Origin of the sequence: Aestuariibaculum marinum, from assembly GCF_014596975.1 — a bacterium.
In the GTDB taxonomy this organism is placed as follows: Bacteria; Bacteroidota; Bacteroidia; order Flavobacteriales; family Flavobacteriaceae; genus Aestuariibaculum; species Aestuariibaculum marinum.
This window is the reverse complement of record NZ_JACVXD010000002.1, coordinates 433102-445813: the sequence shown is the minus strand read 5'-3', so window position 1 is coordinate 445813 and position 12712 is coordinate 433102. Positions and strand designations below refer to the sequence as shown.

Annotated in this window: 9 protein-coding genes; all 9 read right to left on the bottom strand. The window is 35.1% G+C overall.

Annotated features, from left to right (window positions below):
• Positions 1-45: 45 nt before the first annotated feature.
• On the bottom strand, positions 46-1401 hold the full coding sequence (locus ICJ85_RS05855; RefSeq protein WP_188222839.1) for an endonuclease: 1356 nt from the start codon (positions 1399-1401) through the stop codon (positions 46-48).
• Between the two features lie 70 nt (positions 1402-1471).
• Entirely contained in the window at positions 1472-2581 is a 1110-nt protein-coding gene (locus ICJ85_RS05850) for a hypothetical protein (RefSeq protein WP_188222838.1), read from the bottom strand.
• An 11-nt stretch (positions 2582-2592) separates the two neighbouring features.
• The gene (locus ICJ85_RS05845; protein ID WP_188222837.1) at positions 2593-5196 is read right to left on the bottom strand and encodes a TonB-dependent receptor; all 2604 of its coding nucleotides are present in this window, start codon (positions 5194-5196) and stop codon (positions 2593-2595) included.
• Between the two features lie 157 nt (positions 5197-5353).
• The gene (pgi, locus tag ICJ85_RS05840; RefSeq protein WP_188222836.1) at positions 5354-6973 is read right to left on the bottom strand and encodes a glucose-6-phosphate isomerase; all 1620 of its coding nucleotides are present in this window, start codon (positions 6971-6973) and stop codon (positions 5354-5356) included.
• A 2-nt stretch (positions 6974-6975) separates the two neighbouring features.
• Complete coding sequence (locus tag ICJ85_RS05835) at positions 6976-8301, bottom strand: M23 family metallopeptidase (RefSeq protein ID WP_188222835.1); 1326 nt, start codon at positions 8299-8301, stop codon at positions 6976-6978.
• A complete protein-coding gene (locus tag ICJ85_RS05830; protein ID WP_188222834.1) occupies positions 8259-9176 on the bottom strand; it encodes a tryptophan 2,3-dioxygenase family protein in 918 nt (305 codons plus the stop codon). The genes ICJ85_RS05835 and ICJ85_RS05830 overlap by 43 nt, the downstream gene beginning before the upstream one ends.
• A 5-nt stretch (positions 9177-9181) precedes the next feature.
• Positions 9182-9967, bottom strand: coding sequence for a DUF3108 domain-containing protein (locus tag ICJ85_RS05825; protein WP_188222833.1), 786 nt, complete (start codon positions 9965-9967; stop codon positions 9182-9184).
• A 202-nt stretch (positions 9968-10169) separates the two neighbouring features.
• On the bottom strand, positions 10170-11330 hold the full coding sequence (gene hppD, locus ICJ85_RS05820) for a 4-hydroxyphenylpyruvate dioxygenase (protein ID WP_188223136.1): 1161 nt from the start codon (positions 11328-11330) through the stop codon (positions 10170-10172).
• Between the two features lie 157 nt (positions 11331-11487).
• A complete protein-coding gene (locus ICJ85_RS05815) occupies positions 11488-12645 on the bottom strand; it encodes a homogentisate 1,2-dioxygenase (protein WP_188222832.1) in 1158 nt (385 codons plus the stop codon).
• Between the last annotated feature and the right edge of the window lie 67 nt (positions 12646-12712).

Sequence of the window (12712 nt, the reverse complement as noted above, 5' to 3'; positions counted from 1 at the left end):
ATAAAAAAACCGCTTCATTTGAAGCGGTTTAAAATATTAAAATAATTATTGCCAAGTATTTTCGGCGTCGTTTCCTCCCCAAATTAATGTTGCTATATACGGATTATCAATAAAAAGATTTCTGTTACCTTGTGCCGCATAAATTACATTATTACGTTGCCTTTCAAAATCGGATACAGGATCTTCAATATTCCATTTTAAAAACAATTCAAGAGATCCTACTTTTGGAAACGTTTCTCCATAACGAATATTTAAATACATTACCATTCTGGCTACATCACCTTTCCACTTATCGCCAGGATACCATGAATTTCCATTAATTAATTGATAAGTACCAGTTCCATCAACAAAAGGGTGATTACTTCTTTGACTATTAACATTATCTGCAGCACATCTTAAATGATGTAAATCTGTAACTGCATCGTTATCTTCTAATAAAGACTGAGGGTAAATATGCTCTGTATTAAATGTTTGAGGTGAATAAGAATTTGTTCCTGAAGTATATTCTTCCCAATATCTACTTTCACCAGAATACATTAAAATAACATTATCAGTATTATCTAAATCTTCATCAGCATTATATAAATAATTATGTCTTTGCCCGTAAGATAATATTGTGGTGTGTTTGTTAATTGTTAAGTTTTGAACTTCTTGAAGGGTTAACTCTGAATCATCTGAAAAAATAACACCTTCATAATAGGCTTGTAAATCTGCCGAAATATTAAAGTCTATAGCTTCAATTACGGTAACTGTAACTGTAGCCGTTGAACAAGAAGCTTCAGGCGTATCGTCGTCACAAATCGTATAAGTAAAGGTATCTTCACCAAGAAAATCCGTTTGCGGTGTATAACTAATAGATCCGTCTTCATTTAGAACTACTGTCCCCGACGATAAAGCGCCATCAATCGATGTGATTTTAGCTCCATCTATTGTTATATCATTATCTGTGAGACCTAAAATTGTTTTTGTACTGTTAGCTATGGCCTTAATTGCATCGTTAACAGCCACAGGGTTTCCTTCGTCGGTAACTGTAATAGTAACTGTAGCTGTCGAGCAGTTTGCAGGAGTTTCTCTATCGCATAAACTATATGTAAATGTATCGGTTCCAACAAAACCATCAATAGGCGTATAAGTATAAGTCCCATCTCTATTATCTTCGATTGTTCCGCCTTCTGTACTTTCGGCGTCAAAATCTCTAATTTTAAATCCGTCGAATACAGTATCATTATCTAGAAGATGGCTAATTACAACCGCTTGATCTTCTATTGTTTCTGCTACATCATCAACAGCGACTGCTTTTTCTACAGGGTCTGGATCAGGATCAACTCCTCCATCATCATTACCTGAACTGCTGCATGCAACAAAAGCAAAAACATAGAAAAAGATTGTTAGTTTTTTCATAATATATTAAGTTAAAAAACCTCTTGTCAAAAACAGACAAGAGGTTTTATTTTATTCACTACAGGTTATTTTATTGATACTCCCAAACACCTTCAGTTTTTATAACACTTTTTGTTTCATTAGTCGTTGAACCGTTATAAATAACATAAGTTAATACATATTTTTGCCCCTCTTCTGCTAAAGGATCCATTTCATCCAACAAAACATTAAAAGCCTCTAACAACATTGCATCTGACCAATAATTAGAACTACTATCCCTTCTATCAAAACTTCCGAAATACCCAACATTATCTGCCGGGCCAGGATATATGTCAATGAAACTATTTGAAATCAAAGTTACATCAGAACCAGTAAGAGTATACTTAATTGTGTTATCTGGCACCCAAGTACTACCATCATGCCCAAATTGAATTGTTACGTTCATTTCATTATCATAAGGTTCAAATGACATTCCATCAAAGACATAAGCAGCTGTAAAACTTCGAGTTACACCTCCGCCCATATACAATTCATACATAGACAACACTATATCACCCTCCGACCTTGGATCAAATTTATAAACATCCAATAATGCAATTGGAATTTTTTGATTAGCTTCATCCTCACTTGAAAAGTTTGGAAACCCTTCTCCCATGGCTTCATATTGGTCCTCTGTAAAACCAGTAAATTTCACCCATTCACCATCTTCATAAGCAAAACCATCTGTTAATGTAGTTTCTACTCCAGAATAATAACGATACCTCAGAGATACAAAATCACCGTCTTCTGCATTTGGATACGTGGCTTCTAAATATTGGTAAACATGTGAAGTTCTGTCAAAATTGCCATAAGTATTACCAGTAATTGCATTATGCTCTTCATCAGAAAGCTCGTAAACATCTGCTTCATAAGTATCAATTCTATTATATACTTTAAACGTTACCAATGCTGTTGACCCTTCTCCCCAAACAGGGTAAACATCGGTTAACAAATCTGGAATCAACTCTTTTGCTTCATCTTCAGAATTAAAGTTTCCATAAGTTTTATCTAAAGCTTCATAATCATCATCACTTAAAGTATAAACAACGTCTCCTACTACAGGTTTTGACTCCAAATTTAAATCTTCATAAACATCGTCCATAGGATTACATCCTGTAAAGAATGCTCCAAAAATCAATAGATAATAAAATATATTTTTCATTTTAATTTTTTTTAAAAGTTAATTTTAGCTCCAAGACTAAATGTTCTTCCATATCCGTAATAAACAAGTGATGTTTGAGCATTTGATCCTGAACCATCTTGCGCGTCTGATATATATTCTGTATCAAATACATTATTCATCCTTGCTGTTAAACTAGCATCAAAAGAACCAAATTTAAACCCATGTGTAAACCCTACATCGAATAATCCATAAGCTGGCATTTTCCATGTTTGAACTGGATCCGTAGCTAATATCTCATCTATTTCTTCTGGAGACAAGTTTGATGATAAGCCTCTATCGCTTGGATCGAAATCAGCATATAAATCATCATAATAATTGTAATCGATAATTAACCTGGTCTCTGGTGATATTTTATAATTTAGACCAAGTGCCATTGTTGTTTGAGCCGCGTCAGCTACTTTCAACCCCGAAATATGAAGGTTTACAGGAGAATCTGATATTTCATTTTGATCTTCATCAAATATTCTTACATCTCTAACATTTTTATCCCATGTCCAATCTCCCAAAGATAACATCCCTGTAAAATCCAATTTATCTGTAGCTCGGTAAATAAAATCTAATTCAATACCTTGATGTATTGCATTAACTCCTAAAATATTAGCTGAAGCTCTTGTATTATCTGGTTGCTGGAATGTTGCAATCTCAGTTCTATCATTCCATCTAGTATGATACAAATTTAAATTTGCTGATAATTTTTCACCTCTAAATCCATAACCTAACTCAAAACTAGAAATCTTTTGATTCTCTGCATCCGAATTTATATTGTCATTACTAAAATTTAAAAACACCGCATCAAACCCTGGAGCTTTTTCAAAATAACCAACATTAGCAAACACATTATGGTTTAATCCTATTCTATAATTAGCACCACCTTTTGCACTATATCCGAAAAAGTTATACCAATCTGTTTCCTGTAAAGGATCACTATCTAAATAATTAAAATAATCAACTCTTTTATAAGATGTGTTTGACGCTGCTAGAGATATAAAAGCATTAAAATTTTCATTTAAATCATATTCTAACTGTCCAAAAGCTCCAAGCCAACCAACTAGACCATCATTGTAATAATCTCTTTTATCACCAACCTGAAGAGCTGCATTCGGATTATTAACATTTCCATTATCTAGTGCATATTCTGCTCCTAACAAATCTGTTACTTCTGAAAAATGTATTCCTTTATAGTTTCTATAATCTAAACCTGCCAATAAAACAAGGTCATCAGTTAAATTTGTTTTTAATGTAGATAAAACACCGTACCAATTATGATCATTTCTTGAGGCTCTTAAATAAGTCTCTGCTCCATTAGCACCTGAAGCAATATTTTCCTCCACAATTTTATCAAAATTAATAGGGCCAAAATTACCTATTCTATAATCGCCTTTTCCTGTACTAGCATCAAATCCAAATTTGTAATCACCAGCAGTTCCTCCTCCACCTCCTGAACCAAAGGAAGCATATGCAGTTGTATTAATAGAAGTATTATCATTTAAATCCCAGTAATGATTTAACGACATTTGTGGTTTATTATAAAAATTATCTTCTTGAAAAGTGACCTGACCATTTTTATACCCCCAGTCAGCATTAAACTTTCTTCCACTTTCAGCATTTCTAAAAGTTTCTATTAATTGTCTATTTTGTCTCTGACCATGGCGTTGTTTAGAACCAAACACAGTAAAAGCAACTTTATGCTGTTCATTTATTTCTTGCGAAAGATTTAAAAAGTATGATACACCTGAAAACTCAGTACCATCTACATAACCATCACCTGTAGTTTTAGCAGCATTAACTGTGGCTGCAAAACCATTATCCATTAACCCTGTAGAATAAGTTACTCCATATTTAGTATATCCATTATTACCTACAGAAGTAAAAACATTTCCTCCTGCTTCCACATCTGTTGTTTTAGTAATAATATTTATAGTTCCTCCAATAGAAGGCACAGCAACTTTAGAAGCCCCTAAACCTCTCTGTACCTGCATGGTCGAAGTCACATCGCCTAAACCGGCCCAGTTAGACCAATAAACACGACCATTTTCCATATCGTTAACCGGAATTCCATTTATAAGTACAGCGACATTCTCAGAATTAAATCCACGAAGGTTAATTCTACCATCACCATAACCCCCTCCAGCTTTAGTTGCATAAACCCCTGGAGTGGATTTTAAAATTTCAGGAAACTCCTGAGTTCCTAACTTAAGTTCAATATCCTCAGATTTAATTGTAGATACAGCTACCGGTGTTTTTCGATCTACAGCTACAGAAGCGATAATTTGTATTTCTTGTAACCCCACTTGACTAGACTCCATCGATATGGTCCCTAAGTCTGCGTCTTTTGTAAAGGCAACTGTTTTAGTAGTATACCCCACGTAAGTAATCAAAATTTCCCCTGAATCTGATTCCGTTTCTAATGTAAAGTTTCCATCGAAGTCTGTTACAACGCCGTTGGTTGTCCCCTTTTCTATAACATTAGCGCCTGGAAGTGGCATGTTTATTCCAGCTTCTACAACAACTCCCTTAATTGTTGATTGTGCCAAAATAACTGAAGTAAATAACAATGCTCCTGCGAGCATCATAAACTGAGCGGTTTTTTTCATAATTAATTATTTGAATTAGTCAAGGCAAAAATACTGATAATCAGAAAACATTCATTACCAATATGTTAAATATTTTAACGATTGTTGATAAAAAAAACGCGTCAGCATTAAAAATACTGACGCGTTTTAAATATTCTTATGAGAATAATTCCTTTTTTTATGAAATTCCCCTATAATAATTCAATAAATTCTGAGTAGAGGAATCATGCACTGAATCCGCGCTATTGTTAAATTCATGTAAAATTTTGTTCGCTAACTGTTTACCCAATTCGACTCCAAACTGATCGTAACTAAAGATATTCCAGATAATACCTTGTACAAATATTTTATGTTCATACATGGCTATTAATTTACCTAAACTTTCTGGTGATAACTTGTTAATAAACACCGTATTTGTTGGTTTATTACCTTCAAACACCTTAAATGGCACCAAACTATCAGCTGTTCCTTCAGCTAAAACGTCTTCTTTAGTTTTACCATTCAGCAAGGCTTCGGTTTGCGCTAAAAAGTTAGAGATTAATTTATCCTGATGATCTTTATTATTATGTAACGATTTTGTAAATCCAATAAAATCGGCCGGAATTAATTTAGTTCCTTGATGTATTAACTGGAAGAAGGCATGCTGTGCATTGGTTCCTGGCTCTCCCCAAATAATAGTACCGGTTTGGTAGTCAATTGGGTTACCGTTTCTATCAACACTTTTTCCGTTACTTTCCATAATACCTTGCTGCAAATAGGTTGCAAACTGATTTAAGTATTGCGAATACGGTATAACAGCTTCACTTTCTGCTTTAAAGAAATTATTGTACCACACACTAATTAAAGCTAAAACCACTGGAATATTGTTGCTGAAATCCTCATTCTTAAAATGCTCGTCCATTTTGTGAGCTCCTTTCAATAGGTTTTCAAAATTGTTATATCCAACAGATAAACTAATAGATAAACCTACCGCGCTCCAAAGCGAAAAACGGCCTCCAACCCAATCCCACATCGGGAATATATTGTTTTCGTCAATCCCGAAGGCTTTTACGTTAGCAATATTAGTTGATACAGCCACAAAATGCTCAGCTATTGCGGCTTCATCAGCCGATTTTAAAAACCATGATTTTATGGTATTGGCATTAGACAAGGTCTCCTGAGTCGTAAATGTTTTTGACACAATAACGAAAAGTGTGGTCTCCGGATTTAATTTCTTAATCACTTCATTTACATGGTCGCCATCAACATTACTCACAAAATGTGTGGTTAAATGGTTTTTGTAATACTGAAGCGCGTCAACCACCATAGCAGGCCCAAGGTCTGAGCCTCCAATACCGATATTAACAATATCGGTAAATCGTTTACCCGTATAACCGGTTCTGTGTCCGTTTACCACTTCGTTGGTAAACTTTTCAATTTTCTTTTTTACGTCAAATATTTCCGGCATAACATTAACACCGTCCACTTTAAAATCTGCAGATTCCGGTGCACGAAGTGCCATATGCAATACCGAACGTCCTTCGGTTTGATTTATCGTTTCTCCTGAAAACTGACTATTTATGGCTTCTTTTAATTTTACCTCATCAGCCAACTCTAACAAATATTTTACAGTTTCTTCGGTGATTCTGTTTTTAGAATAATCGACATAAAAATCATCCCATGTAATGGTAAACTTACTTGCTCGGTCTTCATCCTCTGCAAATAAAGATTTCATGTGTACACCACTAATGGTTTCAAAATGCTCCTGAAGTTTTTTCCAGGACTTTGTTTCAGTTGGATTAATGTTAGGTAATGCCATAATTAAGAAGTTGCTTGTCTGATTTCTGGTTGTGTTAGTTCGCTACCCTCAACTTTTTGAGGTTTAAAGTTTGTATTATCTAATCTATATTTTATAGGTTTAATAAACTCTAAGTATTTTGTTTTCAAGCTATCTGGAATAGGCTCTGCTGCTGGTAACTTTTGCTTAAAAGGATCGACCTGTCTCCCATTTACCCAAAAACGATAACACACGTGAGGGCCTCCGGTATATCCTGTCATTCCGACCCAACCAATGATATCTCCCTGATTTACATGTTGTCCGGCTTTTACATTCTGCTTTTTCATATGTAAATACTGGGTTTCATAAGTACCGTTATGTCTAATTTTTACATAATTACCATTACCTCTGGTATAAGACGATTTCGTTACTGTTCCAGCTGCCGTAGCCATAATTGGTGTTCCTATAGGTGCCGCAAAATCGGTTCCTTTGTGTGGCTTAACTTTATAACCATAAACCGCAATACGACGTTTTAAGTTATAGCGAGATGAAATACGACTAAACTTAACTGGTGCTTTTAAAAAGGCTCGACGCAATGTTTTAGCATCATCATTAAAATAATCTACAATACCTTTTATACTATCTGTTTCATATCTAAAAGCATAAAACGGTTCTGTATTATGCTCAAAGTAAGCCGCTTTCACATCATGAACACCTACGTAAATACTATCGTCTATATACTTATCAGTGTAAATAACTTTGAAACGATCGCCTTTTTGAAGACGTCTAAAATCTATCGTCCATGCATAAATATTGTCGGCTAGTATATTGGTTAAAACCGGACTTATCCCCTGTTCATCCAAGGTTTCTGAAATACTACTATTTATTACGCCAGTAGCTAGCTTTTCAACATACTTAATTGGCTTTTTACTCTTGTAGGCATGGATAGAGTCTTTAAAATTTATAACAACATACTCTTCTAAACTAGGCTGATAAATAAACGTTTTAGGCAACTCCAATGAGTCTTTAGAGCATAAAATAGTATAGGGTCTTCCTTTCTGAAAATATCTGGCGATATCATATGTTTCCTTTGTTTTCTCCGCGATATGAAAAATTTGCGGATACCCGATTTTATTACGCTCTAAAATTTCACCAAAACTCTCGCCTGATTTTACTGTATCTCTTCTAACCACATATTCGTCGAGATTAAAACCGAACTCAATGTTTTCTTTTGGTTCTACTATGGCTAACTCTGGTTTCTCCTGTACTACCTCTTTTTCTTTGTCTTTACAGCTTACCAACCCTAAGGCCAATAGCGGTAAAATTGTTAAATATCTGTTCCCCAATTTTCTTTTTCTTGCTCTGTCCATAACTCTGGAAAAAATATTCTCTTTTGATATTTTGGGTGCATATATTTCACCCATTCACTTCCTCCTGTTGCTTCAGCGGTCTTTCCGCCAATATTTAAATAATGATTTGCTGTATTGTAATGCGCCATAACCCATTTTATATTAACGGTATAATCGTAATGACGCATCGCTTTTATTAACGCTTCATTCTCTCGTGCTTCCTTTGGAAGCGCCTTGTATTTAGCGTATAAATTATTTTTAAAATAAAATTTGGTAAATCTAATAAATTCGTCTTTGTATTTTTCTTCAAAAACTGTTAAAGTATAACTCTTTTTACCTGTTTTATAGTCTTTTCCAGCGGCCTGCCAATATAAATGCTCGAAAGCATTCTCGTAGGACGAATTTCTATCAATTGTATCTCTAAAACGCTTATCTATAAGATTGATTAATTCGGTAGAGGCAAACTCGATTTTTCGATATTGTGCACTTTGAAATCCACTTGCCGGTGTTAAGGTTTTTCTAAACTGATTGTATTGTTCTAAATCCATACCATCTTTCATAATACTGAAAGATGAAGTCAACATATTAAAATACCGACTAATGCGCATAATTTTTGTCGTATAGAAATCGGCATCAACCTTTTTGGTTTTTGCAACCTGATCGATTTCCCAAAGAATCATTTTAAACAATAACTCGTTGACCTGATGATACATGATAAAAACCATTTCATCTTTAAAGGTGGTACGTTGAATCTGAAGATTTAATAAGGCATCGGTTTGAATATAATCCCAATAATTTAAAGGCTTACTTTGCAATAAACCTTCCAGATAATCTTCTACATCCTGGTCTATCGCCTCGTATTTTTCCTTAAGTTGATTGGTTATTTTTTTATCCAAAGTTTCTAGTTTTTTCCAGCTATAATTTTAAATGAATGCTTTAACCCTTTGTACGCTTCTAAGTCCGCTCTCAATGAGCCCACAGCCAGATCTGCCTTAATTCGCAAAGGTACTTTATTTTTATCTTTTGAAACCCAAAGTGTTAAACTTTCTTCTTCCTTAAACACACGGCCCGCCATAACATAAGGTCTGAATTTTAAGGCAAGTACATTACCAAAATCGGTTTCAATAACTTCCTCTCCCAGGTACTTTAATTTAAACCCATAGTTTTCTTCATCGAAAAACATATCCGTTCTAATTTCCTGCCCGACTTTTAGTGATTTGATATCGATATTATCACGTAAATAGTAATACGTCGACACCATATCCTGAACATTTACCGGCGTATCAAAAACACGTTTAGTATTGTGTTTTTTATTAAACACATGAGCTTTATTCTGGTCATGATTAAAATTAATTTCAATATCTTTTATATGACCACCTTCATCTATTTTACGAATAAATTTGTACGGCTTAATAGCTTCCTTGTCAAAATAACTTTCATAAAGATCTTCAACTCTAAAAAACCATTTAATCATTCCTGTTGTCCAACCTTTACCAACCACATGGTATACCTCTTTACCGTCTACTTTTGCATCCTTAACAGTAAGTGTCGCGTTACCTGCTTTTAAAAATCCGCTATAACTCATTTTAAATTTAAACCATTCGCCTGCTCCAAAAGACGACTCTTGCTGAGCATAAGAGAGTGGCATTATTAGTAAAACGATTAATATAAATAGTGTTTTTTTCATGTGATTCGGGTACTGGTAATTTAACTTTTCAATTAAGTTTTTATTGCTTTTGGATTAAGGAATTACAATTACTATTCCAAAAATATAAAAATTAGTGGTACGCCCTGTAATATTAAGAAGACCTTTAAGTAAAATTGTTACTCCAAAAAACAAAAAAAGCTATCAAATAAATGATAGCTTTTCATCAAACTTAAAATTATAATTAAAGCGTCCCTCTGTTGGCCTGTTCCCTCTCAATAGATTCAAACAAAGCTTTAAAATTTCCTGCTCCGAAACCTTTAGCTCCCATACGTTGAATGATTTCGAAAAACAATGTTGGTCTGTCTTCAACCGGTTTCGTAAAAATTTGTAACAAATAACCTTCTTCGTCGGCATCAATCATGATTCCTAAACGTTTCAAGGTTTCAATATCTTCTTTTAACTGATGGTCATGCTCGTGCAAACGCTCAGGAACAGCTTCATAATAAGCTTCTGGTGGCGTCGACAAAAACTCTACTCCTCTGGCACGTAAACTTGAAACTGTACTTATAATATCATCTGTCGCTACGGCGATATGCTGCACGCCAGCCCCTTCATAAAAATCGAGATATTCTTCGATCTGTGATTTCTTTTTCCCTTCGGCCGGTTCGTTTATCGGGAATTTAATGCGCCCATTGCCATTACTCATCACTTTGCTCATTAATGCTGAATATTCGGTATGGATTTGCTTATCATCAAACGACAAGAAATTCTCAAACCCCATTACATCTTCGTACCATTTCACCCAGGTATTCATTTGTCCCCAGCCCACATTACCAACCATATGATCAATATATTTTAACCCCACAGGTTCTGGATTATACTCTGATTTCCACTCTCGAAATCCAGGCATAAACGTCCCATTGTAATTTTTACGCTCTACAAACATATGAACAGTTTCCCCGTAGGTGTAAATCCCGGAACGCACCACTTCACCGAACTCGTCAGTTTCAACTGTAGGTTCCATAAAAGATTTAGCGCCACGACTCGTGGTCTCTTCATAAGATTTTCTTGCATCGTCTACCCAAAGTGCTATCACTTTTACTCCATCACCGTGCTTAACGATATGCTCATTAATTGGGGATTTACTATTTAGCGGCGTAGTTAACACAAGTCTTATTTTGTCTTGTTTTAACACATAACTCACCGTTTCTTTAGATCCAGTTTCTAAACCTTTATAGGCGTAAGACTGGAAACCGAATGCCGTTTTATAAAAATGCGCTGCCTGTTTGGCATTACCCACATAAAACTCGACATAATCTGTTCCTAAAAGCGGAAGGAAATCTTTCGCTCCCTTAAATATTTTTTCTAAACCGTAATCTACGGATTTAATGTCTTTGCTCATTATACTGATGTTTATTCGTTTGTTTGTTGATTTGTTTAATTCTATTACCTTGTTTATAGCCCCGATTAAGGCTTTGTTGGAGCTCATTTTGTGAGATGCTGAAATAAATTCAGCATGACAAGCAAAATAGCGACTGCCGAAAGCGGGAAATAGCTTCTTATTCCAACCATGATTTATAATAATCTTCATCTGCTATTTTCATAGCCTCCTCGGTAACCATAAGCGGCTTAAAGGTATCGACCATAACCGCCAGTTCTTCGGTTTCCGTTTTACCTAGACTACGCTCTGTGGCTCCCGGATGCGGACCATGCGGGATACCAGCAGGATGTAATGAAATATGTCCCGCTTCGATATCGTTACGACTCATAAAATCCCCATCGACATAATACAAAACCTCATCACTATCAATATTACTATGGTTGTATGGTGCCGGAATTGCTTGAGGGTGATAATCGTATAACCTCGGTACAAAACTGCAAACCACAAATGCATCGGTTTCAAAAGTTTGATGTACTGGTGGCGGTTGGTGCACACGTCCAGTTATGGGTTCAAAATCATGAATGGAAAAGGCGTAAGGGTAATTATAACCATCGTAACCAACCACATCGAACGGATGGGTGGCATAAACCATTTCTATAATCTCACCTTGCTTTTTTACTTTCATTAAAAAGTCGCCAGTTTCGTTGTAGGTTTCTAACTCTTCAGGACGTCTGATATCACGCTCGCAAAACGGAGCATGTTCTAATAATTGTCCGAACCAGTTTCTATAGCGCTTCGGTGTATAAATAGGTCGATGCGACTCTACAATAAACAAACGGTTATCTTCGGTATCAAAATCTATTTTATAAATAATTCCTCTTGGAATTAACAGATAATCACCATATTTAAAATTGAGATTCCCAAGGTGAGTTCGTAATTTACCCGAACCTTTATGAATAAAAATCAGTTCGTCGGCATCGGTGTTTTTATAAAAATAGTCGTTTGTAGATTGTTGTGGTGCCGCCAGAATAATGGCACAATCGCTATTGACCAACACTGTTTTTCTACTCTCTAGAAAATCGGTTTCAGGTTTTACTTGAAACCCTCTAAAACGATACGATTGAATATTATTAGCTTTCGCAATTTTAGGCGCAACACTATATTGTTTTATTATTGCTTTTACCTGTGTTGGGCGCTGTTCGTGATAACTATTAGTAGACATACCATCGAAACCAATTGTACCAAACAACTGCTCGTAATACAAAGTTCCATTAAGTTTTCGAAACTGTGTGTGACGCTTATGCGGAATGCTTCCTAATTTATGATAAAAAGGCATAGCTTTAATTTTTAATTAATTAAACATAAAAAGACTTCGCCCTAACATTAAGGCTGAATTATTGGCT

What these genes read in the sequence shown, in the direction of transcription:
- ICJ85_RS05855 (WP_188222839.1), bottom strand. Translation starts at nt 1,401, where the DNA reads ATGAAAAAACTAACAATCTTTTTCTATGTTTTTGCTTTTGTTGCATGC.
- ICJ85_RS05850 (WP_188222838.1), bottom strand. Translation starts at nt 2,581, where the DNA reads ATGAAAAATATATTTTATTATCTATTGATTTTTGGAGCATTCTTTACA.
- ICJ85_RS05845 (WP_188222837.1), bottom strand. Translation starts at nt 5,196, where the DNA reads ATGAAAAAAACCGCTCAGTTTATGATGCTCGCAGGAGCATTGTTATTT.
- pgi (WP_188222836.1), bottom strand. Translation starts at nt 6,973, where the DNA reads ATGGCATTACCTAACATTAATCCAACTGAAACAAAGTCCTGGAAAAAA.
- ICJ85_RS05835 (WP_188222835.1), bottom strand. Translation starts at nt 8,301, where the DNA reads ATGGACAGAGCAAGAAAAAGAAAATTGGGGAACAGATATTTAACAATT.
- ICJ85_RS05825 (WP_188222833.1), bottom strand. Translation starts at nt 9,967, where the DNA reads ATGAAAAAAACACTATTTATATTAATCGTTTTACTAATAATGCCACTC.
- hppD (WP_188223136.1), bottom strand. Translation starts at nt 11,330, where the DNA reads ATGAGCAAAGACATTAAATCCGTAGATTACGGTTTAGAAAAAATATTT.
- ICJ85_RS05815 (WP_188222832.1), bottom strand. Translation starts at nt 12,645, where the DNA reads ATGCCTTTTTATCATAAATTAGGAAGCATTCCGCATAAGCGTCACACA.